This window comes from Streptomyces sp. JB150, from assembly GCF_011193355.1.
Classification (GTDB): domain Bacteria; phylum Actinomycetota; class Actinomycetes; order Streptomycetales; family Streptomycetaceae; genus Streptomyces.
The window spans coordinates 1,743,383-1,765,213 of the sequence record NZ_CP049780.1; the positions used below are offsets into that span (position 1 = coordinate 1,743,383).

The 21,831-nt window shown below is 72.7% G+C and carries 18 protein-coding genes; 4 read left to right on the plus strand and 14 right to left on the minus strand.

Annotated elements, in window-relative coordinates; translation table 11 throughout:
* Window positions 1-14 precede the first annotated feature (14 nt).
* Entirely contained in the window at window positions 15-1,652 is a 1,638-nt protein-coding gene (locus G7Z13_RS08225) for a glycoside hydrolase family 13 protein (RefSeq protein ID WP_206313028.1), read from the minus strand.
* 139 nt (window positions 1,653-1,791) lie between these two features.
* Entirely contained in the window at window positions 1,792-3,066 is a 1,275-nt protein-coding gene (locus G7Z13_RS08230) for an ABC transporter substrate-binding protein (RefSeq protein WP_165997413.1), read from the minus strand.
* A gap of 129 nt (window positions 3,067-3,195) precedes the next feature.
* Here G7Z13_RS08230 and G7Z13_RS08235 point away from each other — a divergent pair, with 129 nt between their 5' ends.
* The 4 genes from G7Z13_RS08235 to G7Z13_RS08250 are packed head-to-tail and all read left to right on the plus strand — an operon-like array spanning window position 3,196 to window position 6,967.
* Complete coding sequence (locus G7Z13_RS08235; protein ID WP_165997414.1) at window positions 3,196-3,711, plus strand: PadR family transcriptional regulator; 516 nt, start codon at window positions 3,196-3,198, stop codon at window positions 3,709-3,711.
* Complete coding sequence (locus G7Z13_RS08240) at window positions 3,708-4,460, plus strand: ABC transporter ATP-binding protein (protein WP_165997416.1); 753 nt, start codon at window positions 3,708-3,710, stop codon at window positions 4,458-4,460. The genes G7Z13_RS08235 and G7Z13_RS08240 overlap by 4 nt, the downstream gene beginning before the upstream one ends.
* Window position 4,461: 1 nt before the next feature.
* On the plus strand, window positions 4,462-4,677 hold the full coding sequence (locus tag G7Z13_RS08245) for a hypothetical protein (RefSeq protein ID WP_165997417.1): 216 nt from the start codon (window positions 4,462-4,464) through the stop codon (window positions 4,675-4,677).
* Between the two features lie 4 nt (window positions 4,678-4,681).
* The gene (locus G7Z13_RS08250; RefSeq protein WP_165997419.1) at window positions 4,682-6,967 is read left to right on the plus strand and encodes an ABC transporter permease; all 2,286 of its coding nucleotides are present in this window, start codon (window positions 4,682-4,684) and stop codon (window positions 6,965-6,967) included.
* Between the two features lie 80 nt (window positions 6,968-7,047).
* On the opposite strand, the gene G7Z13_RS08255 is transcribed toward G7Z13_RS08250, so the two are convergent.
* The 12 genes from G7Z13_RS08255 to rapZ all read right to left on the minus strand — a co-directional run bounded on the left by G7Z13_RS08255 (window position 7,048) and on the right by rapZ (window position 21,636).
* Window positions 7,048-8,061, minus strand: a complete 1,014-nt coding sequence (locus tag G7Z13_RS08255) for a hypothetical protein (protein WP_165997421.1) — start codon at window positions 8,059-8,061, stop codon at window positions 7,048-7,050.
* Window positions 8,062-8,154: 93 nt separating this feature from the next.
* Window positions 8,155-9,810 (minus strand): glucose-6-phosphate isomerase, encoded by a 1,656-nt coding sequence (gene pgi, locus G7Z13_RS08260; RefSeq protein WP_165997423.1) that lies wholly within the window; start codon window positions 9,808-9,810, stop codon window positions 8,155-8,157.
* A 52-nt stretch (window positions 9,811-9,862) separates the two neighbouring features.
* Window positions 9,863-11,131, minus strand: a complete 1,269-nt coding sequence (locus tag G7Z13_RS08265; RefSeq protein ID WP_165997425.1) for an MFS transporter — start codon at window positions 11,129-11,131, stop codon at window positions 9,863-9,865.
* 165 nt (window positions 11,132-11,296) lie between these two features.
* Window positions 11,297-11,632 (minus strand): RNA polymerase-binding protein RbpA, encoded by a 336-nt coding sequence (locus tag G7Z13_RS08270; protein ID WP_010352468.1) that lies wholly within the window; start codon window positions 11,630-11,632, stop codon window positions 11,297-11,299.
* A gap of 227 nt (window positions 11,633-11,859) precedes the next feature.
* Entirely contained in the window at window positions 11,860-12,087 is a 228-nt protein-coding gene (gene secG, locus G7Z13_RS08275; protein WP_166004764.1) for a preprotein translocase subunit SecG, read from the minus strand.
* 102 nt (window positions 12,088-12,189) lie between these two features.
* Entirely contained in the window at window positions 12,190-12,966 is a 777-nt protein-coding gene (gene tpiA / locus G7Z13_RS08280) for a triose-phosphate isomerase (RefSeq protein WP_165997427.1), read from the minus strand.
* Between the two features lie 6 nt (window positions 12,967-12,972).
* A complete protein-coding gene (locus G7Z13_RS08285) occupies window positions 12,973-14,184 on the minus strand; it encodes a phosphoglycerate kinase (RefSeq protein ID WP_165997429.1) in 1,212 nt (403 codons plus the stop codon).
* Between the two features lie 173 nt (window positions 14,185-14,357).
* Entirely contained in the window at window positions 14,358-15,365 is a 1,008-nt protein-coding gene (gene gap / locus G7Z13_RS08290; RefSeq protein WP_165997431.1) for a type I glyceraldehyde-3-phosphate dehydrogenase, read from the minus strand.
* 206 nt (window positions 15,366-15,571) lie between these two features.
* Window positions 15,572-18,526 carry a M14 family metallopeptidase gene (locus G7Z13_RS08295; RefSeq protein ID WP_165997433.1) on the minus strand — a complete coding sequence of 985 codons (2,955 nt, stop codon included), beginning with the start codon at window positions 18,524-18,526 and terminating at the stop codon, window positions 15,572-15,574.
* Window positions 18,527-18,692: 166 nt separating this feature from the next.
* Window positions 18,693-19,682, minus strand: coding sequence for a DNA-binding protein WhiA (gene whiA, locus G7Z13_RS08300; RefSeq protein WP_165997434.1), 990 nt, complete (start codon window positions 19,680-19,682; stop codon window positions 18,693-18,695).
* Window positions 19,673-20,740 (minus strand): uridine diphosphate-N-acetylglucosamine-binding protein YvcK, encoded by a 1,068-nt coding sequence (gene yvcK / locus G7Z13_RS08305; protein WP_165997436.1) that lies wholly within the window; start codon window positions 20,738-20,740, stop codon window positions 19,673-19,675. Before yvcK ends, whiA begins: the two co-directional genes overlap by 10 nt.
* The gene (gene rapZ / locus G7Z13_RS08310) at window positions 20,737-21,636 is read right to left on the minus strand and encodes an RNase adapter RapZ (protein ID WP_240926473.1); all 900 of its coding nucleotides are present in this window, start codon (window positions 21,634-21,636) and stop codon (window positions 20,737-20,739) included. The genes yvcK and rapZ overlap by 4 nt, the downstream gene beginning before the upstream one ends.
* Window positions 21,637-21,831 lie beyond the last annotated feature (195 nt).

Consider the following 21,831-nt stretch of genomic DNA (forward strand, 5'->3'; position numbering starts at 1 on the left):
AGACTGGGGGTGTCTCAGGAGGAGACGGGGAGGTCGCTGATCCACCAGGCCGCCGTCGAGCCGGGCAGCTCTCCGGGCGGGCAGGGGCCGCTGGACAGCAGCGGGGTGCCGGCGACCGGCGCGGGCTCGGGTGCCGTACCGAAGTTGACGGCGCACACGAGGTCGTCGCCGCGGACGAAGGCCAGGACGCCGGGCGGGGTCTCCAGCCAGCGCAGGGTGCCCTCGCCGAGCTGGGGCAGGGCGGCGCGCAGTTGCAGGCCGTCCCGGTAGAGGTGCCAGAAGGAGCGGGTGTCGGCGAGGGCGCGGTCGGTGGCGTACTCGGCGAACCACTCGGGCTGCGGCAGCCACGGCTTGGCGGTCTCGGCGCCGGAGGTGAAGCCGAACGGCGAGGCCTGCCCGGACCACGGCAGCGGCACCCGGCAGCCGTCGCGGATCCGGGCGCGGCTGCCGGTGCGCCGGAAGATCGGGTCGGTGAGCACGTCGTCGGGCAGGTCGACGACCTCGGGCAGGCCCAGCTCCTCGCCCTGGTAGATGTACGCGGCGCCGGGCAGCGCGAGCATGAGCAGCGCGGCGGCGCGGGCGCGGGCGGCGCCGAGGCCGCTGCCGTGCGGGGTGGGCTCTCCGTAGCGGGTGACGGTGCGCACCTGGTCGTGGTTGTTGAGGACCCAGGTGACGGTGGAGCCGGTGCCGGCGATGTCCGCCATGGCCTCGGAGATGGCCTTGCGGAAGGCGTCGGGGTCCCAGGGCGCGCCGAGCAGGTCGAAGAAGAAGGCCTGGTGGAGTTCGTCGGGGCGGACGTAGAGGGCGTGTTCGCGGGCGGTGGGCACGGACACCTCGCCGACGAGCAGGCGTTCGCTGCCGTCGCGTTCCCGGTACTCCTCGCAGACCGCCCGCCAGTGCCGCCACACGTCGTGCACCTCGGGCTGGTTCCAGGCGAGCGGGTTGACCGAGTCGCGGGTGCGGGCGTCGGCCTCGGGGTCGTCGGAGTCGGGCAGCGCGGGGTGCTTGAAGAGGCCGGCGGCGACGTCGATGCGGAAGCCGTCGACGCCCCGGTCGAGCCAGAAGCGCAGGATGCGGTCGAACTCGGCGCGGATCTCGGGGTTGCGCCAGTTCCAGTCGGGCTGCTCGGGCGTGAACATGTGCAGGTACCACTGGCCGGGCCGGCCGTCGGCCTCGGTGACCCGGGTCCAGGCCGGGCCGCCGAACATGGCGTGCCAGTTGTTCGGGGGCTCGCTGCCGTCGGGGCCGCGGCCGTCGGCGAAGTGGAAGCGGGCGCGTGCCGCGCTGCCGGGCGGGGAGGCGAGTGCCTCGCGGAACCACGGGTGGGCGCTGGAGCAGTGGTTGGGGACGATGTCGAGCAGCACCTTGATGCCGAGCCGCCGGGCGGCCCGCACCAGCTGGTCGAACTCGGCGAGGTCGCCGAAGAGCGGGTCGACGTCGCAGTAGTCGGCCACGTCGTAGCCGTGGTCGTGCTGCGGCGAGGGGTAGAAGGGGCTCAGCCAGATCCCGTCCACGCCGAGCTTCTTCAGGTACGGCAGTCCCGCCCGGACGCCGGCGAGATCGCCGACCCCGTCACCGGTGCTGTCCAGAAAGCTGCGGACGTACACCTGGTAGATCACGGCGTCCCGCCACCAGTGGCGCTTACTCAACATGAATGCATGTTAGGTAGGCGTGTCATCGGCGTGTCAACGAAAAGAACGTGAGATACCGGCCAGTTGGCACGACAAAGCCGGGTGAAAGCGGACAGACTGACGACAGTTGAGATATCCGTGTTACCTAACAGGTAACTAGCTAGCGATGGGAGACGGCCGCCAGCTCGCGCGCCAGCCGGCGCACCGCCGCCTCGGGCGTCAGCCGCCCGGTCAGCGCGTCCTGCACGGCCGCCTGCACCACCAGGCTGACCTGGTCGTAGTGCGGGCTCTTCGGGCGCGGCGCGGCCCGCAGCACGCTCTCGCGCAGGGTCGGCAGATACGGGTGGGCGCGCACCAGCGCGGGATCGTCGTAGAGCGCGGCCCTGACCGGTGGCAGCGCGCCGCGGGTGAGGACCTGGCGCTGCACGGGTTCGCTGGTGAGGTAGGCGATCAGGTGCGCCGCGGTGTCGGGATGCCGGGCATGGCTGCTCACCGCCAGGTTGGAGCCGCCGAGGACACTGGTCCCGGGCCCGTCCGGCCCCGGCAGCGGTACCGCCCCGACCTTCCCGGCGACCCGGGAGCCCGGAGCGGAGGCGGAGACGTAGGCGTACGGCCAGTTGCGCAGGAAGAGCAGCCGCCCGTCCTGGAAGGCCTGCCGGGACTCCTCCTCCTTGTACGCCAGCGCCGCCCTCGGGATCCAGCCGTCGCGCACCCCGCGGGCGAGGAACCCGATGCCCTCGCGGGCCGCCGCGGAGTCCACGGTGACGCGGGCGCCCTCGTCGCCGAGGATCGTGCCGCCCGCCGAGTAGACCGCCTCGGCGGCGTTCACGGTCAGGCCCTCGTAGGGCAGGAACTGGCCGGCGTACCCGTCGAGTCCGTGCCGGGGCGCGAGGGTCTTCGCGTACCGCTCCAGCTCCGCCCAGGTGCGCGGCGGCGGGACGCCCTCCGTGGCGAGGACGTCCTTGCGGTACAGCAGCAGGCCCGCGTTGGTGACGTAGGGGACGGCGTACAGCCGCCCGTCGTAGGTCGCGGTGCCGACCACCGGCCGCAGGAAGGCGCCCAGGTCGAAGCGGTCGCGCGGCAGCGGGCGGATCCAGCCGGCCGCGGCGAACTCGGAGGTCCAGTTGACGTCGATGTTGAGGACGTCGAACCGGCCGCGGCCGCCGGCGCGCAGGTCGGTGGCCATCTGGGCGCGGGTCTCGTCGGCCGAGTCGGGCAGTTCGACGAGGGTGACGCGCTCGCCGGGGTGGGCGCGGTTCCAGCCCTCCAGCAGGGGGCCGAGATAGCCGGTGAGGTCGCCGGCGGTGGCGAGCGTGAGCGGTCCGCGCCCGGCGTCGCCGCGGGCCTGGCCCGCCTGGGCGCCGGAGGTGGCGTAACCGGTCAGCAGGACCACGAGAACGAGGAGGCCCCTACCCGCGGCACTCATCCACCGCATAGGTTCCTCCCTGTACACCGGCCACGGGCACCCTCGCCCGGGTCAGAGGCCATGTATACCTGTTAGGTATGGGCGATACTAGGGCCTGGCCCACATTACGCACATGGCGAGGACAGGAGGACTGCACGAGTGCGCCTGCCCCTCCTGGCACTCCTCGCGCGCGGCCCGGCCCACGGCTACGAGCTGAAGCAGGACCTTGAGCAACTGCTGGGGTCCGCGTACCCTCAGCCGAACGTCGGCCAGATCTACGTCACCCTCGGCCGCCTGGAGAAACAGGGACTGATCGAGGGCGAGGACGTCGAACAGTCGAGCCGGCCCAACAAGAAGGTCTACCACCTCACCGACACCGGGCGTGACGCGCTGCGCGCCTGGTTCGAGGAGCCCGAGGACGAGCCGCGGGTGCGGGACGAGTTCTTCATGAAACTGGCCCTCGCCCCGCAGACCGGTCTCGCCGACCAGATCGCCCTGATCAACAAGCAGCGGCGCCAGTATCTGAACACCATGCGGCAGCTGTCGAAGCTGGCCGCCGCCGAAGACCGCGACAACCGCATCGCCCAGCTGCTGATCGAGGGCGCGATGCTGCATCTCCAGGCCGACCTCGACTGGCTGGAGAGGTGCCAGGAAGAGCTGGAGGAGCTGGAGTGAGTGACGGTTCCCCTCCTGTGCTGCGCGCCGAGGGCCTGGTGAAGACCCACCGCGGCGAGGGCGCGCCCGTGCACGCCGTGCGCGGGGTCGACCTGGCGGTGCGGCGCGGCGAGTTCGTGGCGATCACCGGCCCCTCGGGCGCCGGGAAGTCGACACTGCTGCATCTGCTCGGCGGGCTCCAGCGGCCCGACGCCGGCTCCATCCGGCTGGACGGCGAGTCCACGGACGCCTGGAGCGAGGCCCGGTGGGCGGTCGAGCGGCGCAGGCGCATCGGGATCGTCTTCCAGTTCTTCAACCTGGTGTCGAACCTGTCCGTCGCCGACAACGTCGAGCTGCCCGCCCTGCTCGCCGGGGTCCCGCCGCGGCGGGCCCGCGCCGAGCGCGAGGAGCTGCTGGCCGAGCTGGGCCTCGCGGGCAAGGAGCGCAGCATGCCCGGGGAGCTGTCCGGCGGCGAGCAGCAGCGGGTCGCGCTGGCCCGCGCCCTGGTCAACCACCCGCCGGTGCTGCTCGCCGACGAGCCCGCGGGCAGCCTCGACAGCAAGGGCACGCGCGAGGTGATGCGGCTGCTGTCCCGCTTCCACCAGCGCGGCCAGACGATTCTGCTGGTCACGCACGACGCCCGGCTGGCGAGCGCCGCGGACCGGGTGATCAGCTTCTTCGACGGGCGGATCGCCGACGACGCGCACCTCGACGCCGGCCCCCGGCCGCGCCGCTCCGGGACATCCGGCGTGCTGGAGCTGAAGGACTGACATGCCGGGGGCTGACATGCCGGGGACGGACGTGCCGGGCACTGACACGGCGGGCGCTGAGGCGGCGGGCGCCGACCTGCCGGGGGCCGTCATGCCGGGCGCTGAGACGGCGGGCACCTACCTGCCGGGGGCCGACACGCCAGGGACCGACCTGCCGGAGACCGACCTGCCGGGGGCCGACGTGCCGGTGTACGACCCCTGCGTCCGCGAGGGCTGAGGCCGTGCGAGCCACCCTGCGCTGGGCGCACTCCGATCTGCGCACGCACCGCGGTGAGGCGGTCTTCCTGGCCCTCGCCACCGCGGGCATCGTCGTCTCGCTGCTGCTGGCCACGGCCCTGTTCGGGTACGCCACCAACCCCTGGCAGCGGGTGTTCACCCAGGCACGCGGCGCCCATGTGTGGCTCCATGTCGACGAGTCCGCCGACACCGGCGCGCTGGCCGCCCTGGACGGCGTCGAGTCCGTCGCCGGCCCCTACCGCACCGACTCCGCCACCGTCGCCTCACGCGGCAGCCGCGCCTCCGTCGAACTGCGCGGCAGCCCCGCAGAGACGCCCCCCGTGGGCCGGCCGCTGCTCACCGCGGGACGCTGGCTCGACCCGGCCGCGCCGGACGGCGTGGTCCTGGAGAGCAGCCTCGCCCGTGCCCTGCTCGCCGAGCCGGGCGACCCGCTGACCCTGCCCGGGACCGGGCGGCGGCTGACCGTCGTCGGCGTCGCCGACAGCGCCGAGCCGCGCTACCGGCCGGGCGAGCGGCCGGGCCTGGTCTGGGCCCTGCCGGCCGCGCTGCCCGGCGAGGACGCCCAGGTGATCGGGTTGCGGCTCACGGACCCGTCGGACACCGGGTACGCCGTGCAGCGCGCCGTGACCGTGCTGGGCGCCGGGGCGATCGGCGAGGTCTCCACCTGGCAGCAGGCCCGCGCCGAGGCGCAGGGCGACACCCGGCTGCTCGGGCAGGTGCTGGGGCTCTTCGGGCTCGGCGCGCTGATCGCCGCCGGGTTCGCCGTGCACGGCGCCATCGGCACCCGCATCCGCGGTCATCTGCGGGACATCTCCGTGCTGAAGGCGATCGGCTTCACCCCCGGCCAGGTCGTCCGGGTCTTCCTCCTCCAGCACCTGGCGTACGCCGTGCTGGGCGCCGTGGCCGCGGCGGCGCTCACCGAGACGCTGGGCAGCCGGTTCCCGGGGCGGCTCGGGGACGCGGTCGCCGTGTGGCAGGGACTGCCCGGCCACACCGCCGCGCTCGTCGCGATACCGGTCGGCGCGGTGCTGTTCATCGGTGCCACCACCGGGCTCGCCGCGTGGCGGGCGGGACGCGTGCCGCCGGTCCCGGTGCCGCGGCCGTCGGCGCTGCCGGGCGGGCGGCTGTCCGGCCCGGCGCGCCGGGCCCTCGGGACGCGGGTGCCGCCCGCGCTGGTGCTGGGCTGGCACCGGGCGTTCGCCCGGTGGCCGCGCTCGCTGGGCACGGTGGCGCGGCTCGCCCTGCCGCTGCTGCTGATCGTGGTCGCGATGAGCGCCTGGACCACCATCGACCGGTTCCACCGCAGCCCCGAGCGGATCGGCCTGCCCGCCGCGCTCACCGTGCGCGCGGACGCCGCGCTGAGCGACCGGGACGCCCGCGCGCTGCTGGAACGCGACCCGCGGGTCACCGCCGCCTACCCCGGTGTTGAGGTGGCCGCCCTGGTCCCCGGCCAGACCGCGACCATCGCCCTGCGGGGCCTCGGCACCCGCGCCGAGCCCTACCCGTACACCCTGGCCGAGGGCCGCGCCGCGCACGGACCCGACGAGGCGGTGGCCGGACAGGGGCTGCTCGACCTGCTGGACGTGCGGGTCGGCGACTGGGTGCGGATGACCGTCGGCGACCGGCCGCAGATCCTGCACATCGTGGGCCGCAGCATCGAGCCGGAGAACGCCGGCCGGGTCGTCTCCACCTCGCTCGACACGCTCCGCGAGAACGACCCCGCGCTGCGCCCGAGCCTCTACCAGCTGCGGCTGGCCCCCGGCGCCGACCCCGACGAGGTCGCCGACCGGCTCGCCGCGGACGGGCGAGGCCGGTTGGACGTGCACACCGTCACCAACCCGGCCGACGGTCTCTCCGCGCTGCGCGGCGTCGTCCTCGGGCTGGTCGCCGTCCTCGCCCTCATCGGGCTGATCGAACTGCTGACCGCGATCGGCGGCACCGTCCGCGAGGGCGAGCGCGATCTGCTCGCCCTGAAGGCGATCGGGCTGTCCCCGCGCCAGATCACCGCGATCACCGTGACCGCGACCGGCTGCACCTCCCTCGCCGCGGTCGTCCTCGGCACGGCCCTCGGGCTGCCGCTCGCGCGCTGGCTGATCGACGCCCAGGGCAGATCCAGCGGCATCGGCGCCGGCATCGCGCAGGGCCCCTCCCCCTGGCTGCTGGTGCTGCTCGGCACGGCCGCCGTACTGGGCGCGGCGGCGCTCGCCGCCCTGCCCGCGTCCCGCGCGGCCCGCCGCCGCCTCGCGGACACGCTGAGCGCGGTGGCCTGACCGGAGGTCCACAGCGCGCCCCCGCAGCGGGCCCGGCCCGCGCGGGCTCCGGGCGCGGGCGGGCTCGGCCGGGTCCGGGCTCAGCCGGAGTGCGGCCCGGGGCCGTAGGGGCTGCCGCCGTACGGGCCGGGCGGCGGAGGCGCGTACGGGTTCCCCCCTGACCACGGGGGCGCGTACGGGTGGCCGGGCGGCGGTCCGTACAGGTTCCCGGGCGGCCGCCCGTACGGGTTGCCGTGCTGCTGCGGGGCGTACGGCGGTGCGTACGGCGTGTTGCCGTACGGGTTCCCCTGCCGCGGGGCGTGCGGCGGAGCCGTCGGCGGCACGGGCGGCACCGGGGGCGGCGGGCCCGGGACGGGGGGCAGGGTGGCCGGGTGGGCGGCCAGACGGATGCCGTAGCGCTGCTTGAGGCGGCCCATCTCCAGCGCGGCGATGGCGGTGACCGTCAGCGGGGCGCCCAGGATGAACACGACGCCCATGGTGAGGCTCAGGCCGTGCAGGTCGCCGGTCGCCAGGTCGGGGATCGCCATCAGCCACGTCGTCACCGTGGCCAGCAGCGGCGGCAGACAGCGGTGGACACCCGCGGTGCCGAAGAAGTTGCCGGACACGTGCACCGCCCCGCGGATCACGACGGCGGTCAGCCACAGCGCCACCGGCGCGAGCAGCAGGACGAGGAAGCCGGCGCCGCCCGCCAGCCGCCACACGAGAACGGTGAGGACGATCGTGCCGACGAACGCGAGCAGCAGCTTCAGCGAGTTGAGCAGCGGCACCCGCATCGCCCGCACCGTGCCGCCGCGCCGCCAGACGTAGAGCATCACGGCGACCGTCAGCGGGGTGATGAACAGCAGCACCGCGGACGCCGTGAGCATGTTCTCCAGCACCTCGTCGAAGCCGAACCCGCCCTCGACGACGGTGTAGACGCCGACCGCGGCGATCGTTCCGGCGATCAGCCGCACCCGCTTGAGCGTGTCCACGGCCGGGTCCAGCGACTCCGGGATCCAGGCCGGGTGGAAGACCGCCCGTGCCACCTCCTTCGGCCGCAGCAAATCCTGCGGCGTCAGGGTGCCGCCCGTCCAACTCCCTTGCGTCGTCCTCACGTTGTGCTCCCCCGAGCGATCGTGTCCATGATCGCCGGGGAGTCTACGGGAAGCGGCGGCCCGCGCGCCCGCCGCTTCCCGTCACCGCGGCCGTCAGCTCCGGCCGCGCAGCTTCCGGTACGTGGCGACCAGGGCCTTGGTCGACGGGTCCAGGCCCGGCACCCCGGCCCCCTCGGTCAGCGCCGGCTCGACCCGCTTGGCGAGGACCTTGCCCAGCTCGACGCCCCACTGGTCGAAGGAGTCGATGTTCCACACGGCGCCCTGCACGAACACCTTGTGCTCGTAGAGGGCGACGAGCTGGCCGAGCACCGACGGGGTCAGCTCACGCGCGAGGATCGTGGTCGTCGGGTGGTCGCCCTTGAACGTCTTGTGCGCGACCAGCTCCTCCGGCACGCCCTCGGCGCGCACCTCGTCGGGCGTCTTGCCGAACGCCAGCGCCTGTGTCTGGGCGAAGAAGTTGGCCATCAGCAGGTCGTGCTGCGCCTTCAGCTCGTCGCTCAGCTCGGCGACCGGCTCCGCGAACCCGATGAAGTCCGCCGGGACGAGCTTGGTGCCCTGGTGGATGAGCTGGTAGTAGGCGTGCTGGCCGTTGGTGCCGGGCGTGCCCCAGACCACCGGGCCGGTCTGCCAGTCGACCTCCCGCCCGTCACGGTCGACGTACTTGCCGTTGGACTCCATGTCCAGCTGCTGGAGATAGGCCGTGAACTTCGACAGGTAGTGGCTGTACGGCAGGACGGCGTGCGACTGGGCGTCGTGGAAGTTGTTGTACCAGATGCCCAGCAGGCCCAGGATCAGCGGGGCGTTGGCCTCCGGGGGCGCGGTGCGGAAGTGCTCGTCGACCGTGCGGAAGCCGTCCAGCATCTCCCGGAACCGGTCCGGGCCGATGGCGATCATCAGCGACAGGCCGATCGCCGAGTCGTACGAGTAGCGGCCGCCGACCCAGTCCCAAAACTCGAACATGTTCGCCGTGTCGATGCCGAACCCGGTGACCCGCTCGGCGTTCGTGGACAGCGCCACGAAGTGCTGCGCCACCGCCTCCTGCCCGGCGTCCAGCTCGCGCAGCAGCCAGTCGCGGGCCGAGGTGGCGTTGGTGACCGTCTCGATCGTGGTGAAGGTCTTCGAGGCGACGATGAACAGCGTCTCCGCCGCGTCCAGGTCCCGGATCGCCTCGTGCAGGTCGGCGCCGTCCACGTTGGAGACGAAACGCACCGTCAGATCGCGCGCCGTGTAGCTGCGCAGCGCCTCGTACGCCATCGCGGGCCCGAGGTCGGAGCCGCCGATGCCGATGTTGACGACGTTGCGGATCCGCTTGCCCGTGTGACCCGTCCACTCGCCCGAGCGGACCCGCTCGGCGAACGCGGCCATCCTGTCGAGCACCGCGTGCACACCGGGCACGACGTTCTCGCCGTCGACCTCGACCACCGCGTCGGCCGGGGCGCGCAGCGCGGTGTGCAGCACCGCCCGCCGCTCCGTCGTGTTGATCTTCTCGCCGCGGAACATCGCGTCCCGCAGCCCGAACACATCGGTAGCGGCGGCCAGTTCGCGCAGCAGCCGCAGGGTCTCGTCGGTGACGAGGTGCTTGGAGTAGTCGATGTGCAGGTCACCGACCTGGAGCGTGTATTCGCTGCCGCGCCCGGGGTCGGCGGCGAACAGCTCACGCAGCCGCACCTCGCCGAGCTCCTCGCGGTGCCTGGCCAGAGCGGTCCACTCGGGCGTCTGGTTGAGCCTGGTACGGCCCTTCGCGTTCATGTCCGACGTCAGCCTTCTGTCGTGCCTGTTCCAGCCGTCCCAACCTAATTGATCAGCGCGGGGCGTGAGCCGCCGTCGCGGCGTCGTCCGGCGCGGCAACGGGTACGTCCGCCGCGCGCACCGGTATCAGCGCGGTGACGGAGAGGGCGAAGAAGGCGGCGGCGAGCAGCGCGGGGGTGTGGAGGCCCCAGGCGGTGGCGACGGCTCCGCCGAGCAGGGCGCCCAGCGGCGCCCCGGCGACGGCGAGGGTGCGGAAGGCCGAGCCGACCCGGCCCAGCATTCCGGCGGGGCTGCGCTGCTGCATCAGTGTCGTGGTGTTGACGTTCCACACCATGCCCATGCAGCCGAAGACGGCCATGGCGGCCACCACGGCGACCACACTGCGCACCGAGCCGATCACGACGAGCGCGCCGATCTGCGCGGTCCCGGCGAGCAGCACCGCTCTCAGGCGTCCCATGCGGGCGACGAGCCGGCCGTTGACCGCCGCCCCGGCGAGGTTGCCGGCGGTGTACGCGGTGACCGCCGCCGCGTATCCCGCGGTGCCCGCGTCCAGCCGGCCGGTCACGAGGACCACCAGGGTGGCGATGAGGGCGCCCATGCCGATGTTGCACAGGGTCGTGGCGGCGCACAGTCCCCGCAGCACGCGGTCGTGCCACAGGGCGCGCAGTCCGTCCGCGATCTCCCGGCGCAGGGTGCTGCCCGCGGGGCTGGGTCCGCGCTCGGGCGCGGTGGTGCGCAGCGAGGCCACCAGGGCAGCCGCGACCAGGAAGGTCGCGGCGTCGGCCGCGAACGGCACGGCGGCCCCGGCCGTCAGCAGCAGCGGCGCGGCGGGCGCGCCGAGCAGGCCGCCCGCGACGCGCTGGCCGGTCATCAGGCGCGCGTTGGCGCCGTCGAGCGCCGCGGGGCCGACGAGGGCGGGCAGCAGGGCCGTGGCGGCGTTGTCGAAGAGGGTCTGGAGGGTGGTGAGGGCGACGGCCAGGGCGATCAGCAGGGCGATCGAGGCGTGCCCGAGGGCGACGGCGACCGCGAACGCGGCGACCAGCAGCCCGCGTACCGCGTCCACCGTCCACATCGCGCGCCGCTGGTCCACACGGTCGGCGACGGCGCCGCCGAGCAGTCCGAAGACCAGCCAGGGCAGATAGCCGCAGGCGGTCACCGAAACGACCAGCAGCGGCCGGTCCGTCAGTGTCACGGCGAGCAGCGGCAGGGCGGCCGTGCGCAGGGAGTCCCCGAAGGAGGAGAGCACGGCGGCGCTCCACAGCCGCCCGAACCCCCCGCGCCAGGCGGGCGCACGCACACCGACCGTCTCAGCCGTCGTCACGACTCCCCCTCACGATTCGCCGGATGAGCCAACCGTAGAGGGCGGCACTGACAATCGGTCGGCGAGCGGCCGCGCGGCGCCCCGTCCCGGCGGCGGGCTTCGCGGCCCGGCCGGGAAAAACAGCTCCGGCCAGGCACCTTTCGGTACCCGGCCGGTCGTCATGTCCTAGATCTCGCCCCGCAGTTTGGCGAGCGCCTCGGCGAGGATGGCCTCGCCGTCCGCGTCGCTGCGCCGCTCCCGGACGTACGCGAGGTGCGTCTTGTAGGGCTCGGTGCGCGGCGGGGCCGGCGGGTTGTCCCGGTCCTGTCCGGCGGGGAAGCCGCAGCGCGGGCAGTCCCAGGTGTCGGGAACCTGCGCGTCACTGGCGAAGCTCGGCTGCGTCTCGTGCCCGTTGGAGCACCAGAAGGAGATGCGCAGACGCGGCGCGGACTCGCCGCGCTCGGCCTCGCCCATCGGCCCCGCCCCGACCCGGCTTCCTCGGATCGCGTTGCCACTTGCCACGGTCGTAACTCCCTGCGTGATGGTGCCGCGAAGCGCGTCGGCGTTTCGCTTCGCTGCGAGCGCCCCAGTCTACGTAAGGCCCAACGCGCGTCCAGTGATTGGAGTTACAGACCCCCCACACAGACGCACGCCCCATGATAGGCCGCGCGCGAAGGCGCGTACCGTACATGGGGCGTTACGTGCGACATCGTGCTGACCCGCGGGCGGCGCCGGCCGGTCGGCGAAGGTCAGCCGACCTTCATCAGGATGCCGAGCACGACGATGCAGGCGAACCAGAGCAGACCGACCACGACGGTGATGCGGTCGAGGTTGCGCTCGGCGACCGAGGAGCCGCCGACGGTGGACTGCATGCCGCCACCGAACATGTCGGAGAGGCCGCCGCCCTTCCCCTTGTGCATCAGCACCAGCAGCATCAGCAGCAGGCTGAAGACGATCAGGGCGATCGAGAACCCCATAACCACGGCTGGACCAACTTCCTCGGCTTCGGATGGACGACGGGGGCCGACAGACTACTGCCGGCCCCCGCAAGGGTACGACGGAACGCCGCTACCGCATACTCACTGGTCGCGGAAGCGCACGATCTTGACGAACTCGTCGGCGTCCAGCGAGGCGCCGCCGACCAGCGCGCCGTCGATGTCGGCCTGCGCCATGATCTCGGCGACGTTGCCGGACTTGACGGAGCCGCCGTACTGGACGCGGACCTTGTCGGCCACGTCCTGCGAGTACAGCTCGGCGATCTTGCCGCGGATGGCGGCGCAGACCTCCTGGGCGTCCTCGGCGCCGCAGACCTTGCCGGTGCCGATGGCCCATACCGGCTCGTAGGCGATCACGAGGGTCTCGGCCTGATCGGCCGGGACGTCCTTCAGACCGCCCTCGACCTGGGCCAGGGTGTGCGGGACGGCGTTGCCGGCCTCGCGGACGTCCAGCTCCTCGCCGACGCACATGATCGGGGTGAGGCCGTGCTTGAAGGCGGCCTTGACCTTGGCGTTGACGATCTCGTCGGTCTCGCCGTGGTACTGGCGGCGCTCGGAGTGGCCGACCGCCACGTAGGTGCACTTCAGCTTGGCCAGCATCGGGCCGGAGATCTCGCCGGTGTAGGCGCCGGAGTCGTGCGCCGAGATGTCCTGGGCGCCGTACTTGATCTTCAGCTTGTCGCCGTCGACCAGGGTCTGCACGGAGCGCAGGTCGGTGAAGGGCGGCAGGACGGCGACCTCGACGGCCTCGTAGTCCTTGTCCGCGAGGGCGAAGGCGAGCTTCTGGACGTGCGCGATGGCCTCGAGGTGGTTGAGGTTCATCTTCCAGTTGCCCGCCATCAGCGGCGTGCGAGTGGTCATGCGGGGTCAGTCCTCCAGTGCGGCGAGGCCGGGGAGCGTCTTGCCCTCGAGGTATTCGAGGGAGGCGCCGCCGCCGGTCGAGATGTGGCCGAATGCGTTCTCGTCGAAGCCCAGGGTGCGGACGGCCGCGGCGGAGTCGCCGCCGCCGACCACGGTGAAGCCCGGGGCGTCGACGAGGGCCTGGGCGACCGCCTTGGTGCCCTCGGCGTAGTCGGGGTGCTCGAAGACGCCCATGGGGCCGTTCCAGAAGACGGTGGCCGCGTCGGCGAGCTTCGAGGCGTAGAGCTTGCGGGTCTCGGGGCCGATGTCCAGGCCCTCCTGGTCGGCGGGGATGGCGTCCGCGGCGACGGTGGTGGGGTTGGCCGGGGCCTTGGTCTTCAGGTCCGGGAACTCGGACGAGACCAGCACGTCGACCGGCAGGACCAGCTCGACGCCGTTCTTCTCGGCGCGCTCCATGTACTCCTTCACGACCGGGATCTGGTCCTCCTGCAGGAGGGAGATGCCGACCTCGTGGCCCTTGGCCTTGAGGAAGGTGTAGGCCATGCCGCCGCCGATGAGGAGGCGGTCGGCCTTGCCGAGGAGCTGGTCGATGACGGCGAGCTTGTCGGAGACCTTGGCGCCGCCGAGGGCGACGACGTACGGGCGCTGGACGTCCTCGGTGAGCTTCTTCAGGACGCCGACCTCGGTGGCGATGAGGTACCCGGCGTAGTGCGGGAGCTTCTTCGGCAGGTCGAACACCGAGGCGTGCTTGCGGTGCACGGCGCCGAACCCGTCGCCCACGTAGACGTCGGCGAGGACGGCGAGCTGGTCGGCGAAGGCGGCGCGCTCGGCGTCGTCCTTGGCCGTCTCGCCCGCGTTGAAGCGCAGGTTCTCGATGACGGCGACCTGGCCGTCGGCGAGGCCCGCGACGACGCCCTGGGCGGACTCGCCGACGGTGTCGGTGGCGAAGGCGACGTCCGCGCCGAGGAGTTCCCCGAGCCGGGCGGCGGCCGGGGCCAGCGAGAAGGCGGGGTCCGGGGCACCCTTGGGGCGGCCGAGGTGCGAGGCGACGACCACGCGGGCGCCCGCCTCGGCGAGGGCCTTGACGGTGGGCAGCACCGCGCGGATACGGCCGTCGTCGGTGATGGTGGTGCCGTCCAGCGGCACGTTGAGGTCGGCGCGGACGAAGACCCGCTTGCCCGCGACCCCGTCGGCGAGGAGTTCGTCGATCGTCTTCATGTCAGGGGACTCCTGAGGAGGCTCGTTCTGCTCGTGACCGGATGGCTCGTGACCGATGACCAGGCCTGATCCTAGAGAGGGCGGCCGGCCGTGACGTGCGTCAGGGCCCGGGCCGCGCGTCCTCGCGCCTGGCCCGAGCCCTGTGCTCACGTCAAGGTGCCTGCTTCAGCCGGTCAGAGCTGGTTGCCGACGAAGACCGTCAGGTCGACGAGGCGGTTGGAGTAGCCCCACTCGTTGTCGTACCAGCCGATGACCTTCACGTTCTTGCCCTCCTGGACCATGGTCAGGGAGGAGTCGAAGGTGCAGGACGCCGGGGCGTTGACGATGTCGGAGGAGACGATCGCGTCCTCGGTGTACTCGAGGATGCCCTTCAGCTCGCCCTCGGCGGCCTTCTGGAAGGCGGCGTTGACCTCTTCCTTGGTGACCTCGCGGGACAGCTCGACGACGAGGTCGGTGACCGAGCCGGTCGGGACCGGGACGCGCATGGCCATGCCGTCCAGCTTGCCCTTGAGCTGCGGCAGGACCAGCGCGGTGGCCTTGGCGGCACCCGTGGTGGTCGGGATGATGTTCTCGGCGGCGGCACGGGCGCGGCGCAGGTCCTTGTGCGGGAAGTCCAGGATGCGCTGGTCGTTCGTGTACGCGTGCACCGTCGTCATCAGGCCCTTGACGATGCCGAAGTTCTCGTCGAGGACCTTCGCCATCGGCGCCACACAGTTGGTGGTGCAGGAGGCGTTGGAGATGACGTGGTGGTTCGCCGCGTCGTAGGTGTCGTGGTTGACACCCATGACGATGGTGACGTCCTCGTTCTTCGCCGGAGCGGAGATGATGACCTTCTTGGCGCCGCCGGCGATGTGCTTCTCGGCGTCTTCCTTCTTGGTGAAGATGCCGGTCGACTCGATGACGATGTCGACGCCCAGCTCGCCCCACGGGATGTCGGCGGGGTTGCGCTCCGACAGGACCTTGATCGTCTTGTCGCCGACGGTGATGGTGTCCTCGGTGTGCGACACCTCCTGCTTGAGGCGGCCCAGGATGGTGTCGTACTTCAGCAGGTGGGCGGTGGTCGCGGTGTCACCCAGGTCGTTGACAGCCACGATCTCGATGTCTGCACCCTGCTCCAGCAGCGCGCGGAAGTAGTTACGACCGATGCGGCCAAAGCCGTTGATGCCTACGCGGATCGTCACGAACCGATCTCCTCGTTGGTACGCCGGCTCCGTTGTCGCCGGCGAGCTCTATTTGGGATGTCCCCGACCGCCTCCGACCCTACCTCCCCGGAGCCTCCGGAGTGACATCGAGACGGCCCATACACGGCACGCCGGCCCGTACCCGCCAGTAGGGGTACGGACCGGCTCAACTGTGGCGCGTCGCGCTCAGGTGCGCCCGCCTGTTTTCAGTCGTCCAGCGCGGCGAGCGCGCGGCCCAGCAGCCGGGTACGGTCGGCCGCCGCGGTGACGTGCTCCAGACCGAAGCCCAGCAGCACGGTGTCGTCCGTGGTGACCGCGCCGTACGTCTGGAACAGTTCCCCGGAAAGGCCCCAGTCCTTCACGACGGCGGGGCTTCCGGCGGGCGGGCCGGGGGTGCTCCAGGCGCCCAGCGACGTCTCGAAGCCGTCCACCGGGCCCGTCGTGCCGCCGACGACGACGGTGGCGTTGTCGGCGAGGACGCCGTGGCCGCCGGTGCCGGGGTCGGTGATGTAGCTCAGGGACAGCTCGACCGTCTTCCCGGCGTACGCCGAGAGGTCGAAGGAGACCTCCTGCCAGCCGGCCGAGGCGCCGGTGAGGCTGTGCCAGGACCCGCTGGTGCCGGTGGGCGCGCACCCGCCGTCGCCGGGTGTCAGGTACCGCTTGAGCGCGGGGTGCGCCTGGACCAGGTACCCGGCCTCGCACTCGGCGGGCACCGCCGTGGAGGTGGCGCCGCCGGCCTCCGGGAGGGTGGTCCAGTCGTCCCCGCCGGCGGTCCGGGCCTCCAGCACCGCGTGGTCGTAGCCCTGCTCGGTGTCCCACAGCAGGCGGGTGCGCAGCGTGGGCTTGTCGGCGGCGCCGACACCGGTGAGGTCCACGGTGCGGGTGAGGCGGTTCCAGGCGTAGTCGGAGTGCGTGACCGCGGCCATCGAGGAGCCCTCGTACGGGCCGTACGGGTTCACCGTGCCCGGGTACCGGCCCGCGCCCTCGCTCTCGAACTGCGGGAAGGTCCGCGGGGGCAGCGTGTCGGAGGTGACGCCGAAGGAGCCGGCCGCGTTCAGCGGGTTGCCGGGGGCGTCGCCGAGCGGTGCCGTGAGGTCCGCGAGCGCGCCGGCGCCCTCGAAGCCGGTGGCCTTCGGCAGGCTCGTACGGCTGTACGCGCCCAGGTAGTACTGGCTGAAGTCGTTCGACAGGGTGCCGCCGCCGAGGTCGACGGAGCCGCCGGCCGTCTCGCCCGCCTCGATCAGCTTGCCGCCCTCGTTGAGGTAGGCGCGCAGCTCCAGCTGGGTGGCGTTACCGGGGCGCACGGCGCCCGTGTAGTGGACGACCTTCCCGAAGTGGCCGAGGACGCCGAGCGCGTCGGGCGCGCCCCGCTGCGCCACGTCCCAGACGACGGCCTTCTCGCCGTTGGCCCTCAGCGCGTCGACGTAGGCCCGGGCGTGGGTGGCGGGCTGTCCCTCCTCGGCGACGACGAGGACGTCCGCGCGGGGGCGTTCTGCGACGGTGTAGGTGAAGTGCTCGCTCTCGGTGGGCCTGCCGGAGCGGGTCTCGCCGGTGAACCAGACCTCGACCTTGTCGCCGGGCGCGCCGTCGGCGACCTTCGCGCGGTACTCGTCGAAGTACAGGTTGTCCTCGCCGCCGTAGGTCTCGCCGCCCTTCCAGGGGCGCAGGGCCATGTCGTGGACGCGGCCGCCGTTGACGCGGTACCTCAGCTCCTTGTCCCGCACCGATTTGCGGACGACGACGGAGACCTCCTGGTCGGCGCCGCGCGAGTAGGAGGTGGTGAACGCGGCCGGGGTGAAGTCGGGGGCGGTCATGCCGACCGCGGACTTCGGCCGGTCGGGGCGGGCCGCGGACTCGGCGACGGAGAGCGCGAACGGGACGTTCTTCTCGAACTCCTGCCGGATCAGCTTCTCGTCGTCCGGGAAGGTGAAGATCGACGCGCAGTCCTCGGGCTTCCAGGCGTCGGCCGGGTCCACGTTCGACGCCGACTGGCAGGTCGACATCTCGGGGGTGAACATCGCCGTGCCGTTGACGTTGGCCGCGTGGCCGTCCGCCTCGCCGTTGGTGGTGTACAGCTCGGAGGAGACCTGCGGGTGGTAGCCGGGGATCGCCGGCTTCTCGGGGGTGCCGGCGAGCGCCTTGTAGAGGACGTCGTCGGGGGTGCCGGTGGCGACCTGCCAGCCGACGCCGTAGAGGATCAGCTCGGCGGCGGAGTGGTAGTTGATGCCGTACTCGAAGCCGATGCGCTTCTGGAGGGCGTCGAGGGCCTTGGTCTCGGGCTCTGAGTTCGGGCCGGGGCCGCGGTAGGTCTGGCTGGTGGGGTGGGGGGAGGAACCCTCGTCGTCGTAGCCCCACTTGTAGGCGAAGTTGCGGTTGAGGTCGACGCCGTCGCCGATGGTGATGGCGCCGTCGCCGTTGTTGTCGCGCAGGTTCTTGCGCCACTGGCGGTCGCCGCCGGCGGCGTGGGTGAAGTCGTAGCCGTCGGGGTTGGCGGAGATGACGAACCACAGTTCGGTGGTGTCGACGATCCTCTTGACGCGTTTGTCGGTGCGGTAGTTGTCCAGGTAGTGGTGCATCAGCCGGCGGGTCATCTCCGGCGTGATCCACTCGCGGGCGTGCTGGTTGGACAGGTACAGCACGGAGGGCCTGGCGCCGTCCTTGGTCTTCTTCGCGTTCCTGGTGAGCTTCAGGGCGAGGATGTCCTGCCCCTTGCGCGTCGTGCCGATGGAGACCACCTTGGTCAGGCCGGGGTGGTCCCGGCCGGCCTTCAGGATCTCCTCCTTCAGGCCGCCCGGTCCGCTGTACGGGCGGTAGACGCCGTCCCCGGCGGCGTCCACGCGGGCGCGCGCCCCGGCGGAGAGCGTGTGCTCGCGCAGGTCGACGCCCTTCTTCTCCAGCTGCGCGGCCTGCTTGTCGGTGAGGTAGACCTCGACGGAGGCGGTGCCCCGGTCGGGGGCCTGCTCGCCGAGTTCGTGGGCGTCCTGCCCGGCCGCGAGGAGCAGCGGGATCTGCTGCCGGGTGACCTCGGCACGGAAGACCTTGACTTCCTCGGCGTCTGGCTGCGAGGAAGTGCCGTGCTGTGCCTGGGCGATGGGTGCGATGCTCGCTCCGCCGATCAGGAGCGTGCCGATGGCGAGGATCGATCTCGCTCTGCGTCTCATGAACCCCCCTGCTGGTGGTTCGTCACGGCGACGAATAGGTGCCAGGCTCATGACAGATCATGATCGAGTCAAGGGTGCCTCCGGCAGGGGACGCGGACGCGAACACGCCGGTGCCGACGCCCGTTCGGGCGTCGGCACCGGCGTGCGTACCGAGGTTGACGACGTGTCAGCCCGCGAGGTTGTCGGCCAGCTCCTCGGTGAGGTTGGCCTCCGTGCCCGGGATGCCCAGGTCGGCGGCGCGCTTGTCGGCCATCGCCAGCAGCCGGCGGATACGGCCCGCCACGGCGTCCTTGGTGAGCGGCGGGTCGGCGAGCGCGCCCAGCTCCTCCAGGGAGGCCTGCTTGTGCTCCATGCGCAGCCGGCCGGCGGCCGCCAGGTGCTCGGGGACGTCGTCGCCCAGGATCTCCAGCGCGCGCTGCACGCGGGCACCGGCGGCGACGGCCGCGCGCGCGGAGCGGCGCAGGTTGGCGTCGTCGAAGTTGGCCAGGCGGTTGGCGGTGGCCCGCACCTCCCGGCGCATCCGGCGCTCCTCCCAGGCCAGTACCGACTCATGGGCGCCGAGCCGGGTGAGCAGGGCGCCGATCGCGTCGCCGTCGCGGACCACCACGCGGTCCACGCCACGCACCTCGCGGGCCTTGGCCGCGATGGACAGCCGGCGCGCGGCGCCGACGAGCGCGAGCGCCGCCTCGGGGCCCGGGCAGGTCACCTCCAGGGAGGAGGAGCGGCCGGGCTCGGTGAGCGAGCCGTGCGCCAGGAAGGCGCCCCGCCAGGCCGCCTCCGCGTCGCAGGTGGCCCCCGAGACCACCTGCGGGGGAAGCCCGCGGATCGGGCGGCCCCGGCCGTCCACCAGCCCGGTCTGCCGGGCCAGCTGGTCACCGCCCGCGACCACCCGCACCACGTACCGCGAGCCGCGCCGCAGCCCGCCGGGGGCCATCACGATCAGCTCCGAGCCGTGCCCGAAGATCTCCAGGATGTCCCGCTTGAGCCGGCGGGCCGCCATCGCGGTGTCCAGCTCCGCCTCGATCACGATGCGCCCGCTCACCAGATGGAGGCCGCCGGCGAACCGCAGAACGGCGGAGACCTCCGCCTTCCTGCAGCAGGTCCGGGTGACGGGGAGCCGGGAGATCTCGTCCTTCACCGCTGCCGTCATCGCCATGGGCCGATCCTTCCATGCATCCGAAAAATACGGTCGTACGCGGCGGCCAGCAGCTCGGGATCGTGCCGCGGAGTTCCGTCCCTCCGGGCCACCGGCGCCAGCTCGACCGCGGCCCCGAAACGCTTGGCGGCGTCGGTCAGCGAGTCGCGGTCGGGCACGGCGGCCTCGTCGGCCAGCACCACGTCCAGGGCGAGTTTAGGGGCGTGTCGTCCCAAAACCTCCAAATGACGCTGCGGGGAGAAGCCGTCGGTTTCCCCGGGCTGCGGAGCCAGGTTCAGGGAGAGCACCCGGCGCGCCTTGGTCTCGGTGAGGGCGTCCAGCAGCTCGGGCACGAGCAGATGAGGGATGACCGAGGAGAACCAGGAGCCGGGGCCGAGCACCACCCAGTCCGCGTCCCGCACGGCCTCGACGGCCTCCGGGACGGCGGGCGGGTCGTGCGGGACGAGGTGCACGGACTGCACCTCGCCGGGGGTGAGGGCGACCGTGGCCTGGCCGCGGACGGTGTCGACGTCCTCGGGCCGGTCCGGGTCGTGGCCCTTGACCAGGGCCTGCAGCTCCAGCGGCACGGCGGACATGGGCAGCACCCGGCCCTGCGCGCCGAGCAGCCTGCCGACCAGGTCGAGTGCCTGGACGTGGTCGCCGAGCTGTTCCCACAGGGCGACGATGAGCAGGTTGCCGACCGCGTGGCCGTGCATCTCGCCGCCGGACTGGAAGCGGTGCTGGATGACCCGGGCCCAGGTCTGGCCCCAGTCGTCGTCGCCGCACAGGGCGGCCAGCGCCTTGCGCAGGTCGCCGGGCGGCAGCACGCCCAGCTCGTCGCGCAGCCGTCCACTGGAGCCGCCGTCGTCGGCGACGGTGACCACGGCGGTGAGGTCGCCGGTGATCCGGCGCAGCGCGGCGAGCGAGGCGGACAGGCCCATGCCGCCGCCGAGGGCGACCACCTTGGGCTGGGCGGCCCGCCGGCGCGCCCGGCCGCCGCGGGGCTCGGCGGACCGGCCGCCGCGCCCCTCGGGGAGCGCCCGGCGCAGCCTGCTCAGCCGCGGAGTACGTCCGGTCATTCGCGTCCCATGTCCCGGTGCACGACCACCGTCTCCACGCCCTCGGCCGCGAGCCGCGCGGCCAGTCTCTCCGACATGGCCACCGAGCGGTGCTTGCCGCCGGTACAGCCGACCGCGATGGTCACATAGCGCTTGCCCTCGCGGCGGTAGCCGGCCGCGATCAGCTGGAGCAGTTCCGCGTACCGGTCCAGGAACTCCTTGGCGCCGGGCTGGTTGAAGACGTAGCCCGACACCTCCTCGTTCAGGCCGGTGAACGGGCGCAGCTCCGGGACCCAGTGCGGGTTGGGCAGGAAGCGGCAGTCGACGACGAGGTCGGCGTCCACGGGCAGGCCGTACTTGTACCCGAAGGACATCACGGTGGCCCGCAGCTCGGGCTCCTCCTCGCCGGCGAACTGGGCGTCCATCTTGGCGCGCAGCTCGTGCACGTTGAGGCTGGAGGTGTCGATCACCAGGTCGGCGTCGCCGCGCAGCTCGCGCAGCAGCTCGCGCTCGGCGGCGATGCCGTCGACGATCCGGCCGTCGCCCTGGAGCGGGTGCGGGCGGCGCACCGACTCGAAGCGGCGCACCAGCGCCTCGTCGGAGGACTCCAGGAAGACGATCCGCCGGGTGACGCCGCGCGTGTCGAGGTCGGCCAGGGATTCGCGCAGATTGTCGAAGAAGCGCCGGCCGCGCACGTCGACGACGACCGCGATCCGCGCCACGTTCCCCTGCGAGCGGGCGCCCAGCTCCACCATGGTGGGGATCAGGGCGGGCGGCAGGTTGTCGACGACGAACCAGCCGAGGTCCTCCAGGCACTTCGCGGCCGTTGAGCGCCCGGCGCCGGACATGCCGGAGATGATCACCAGCTCGGGGATGGCCGCCTCGGGGACGCCGGTGGTCTCCGTGCCGTTGGTCATCTGGGGTCCGTTGCCGTGGCTCGCGGTGCCGTGGGCCGCGGTGTTCTGCGCTCCGGTGCCCTGGACTCCGGTGCCCTGCACTCCGTTGCTCTGGATTCCGTTGCTCTGGGATTGCGGGTGGGGCCGGTCCGCGCCGGCCGTCCCGGGGGTTTCCTGCGCGGGGGCCTGGGCGTCCGGCTCGCCGGTCGCGCGTTC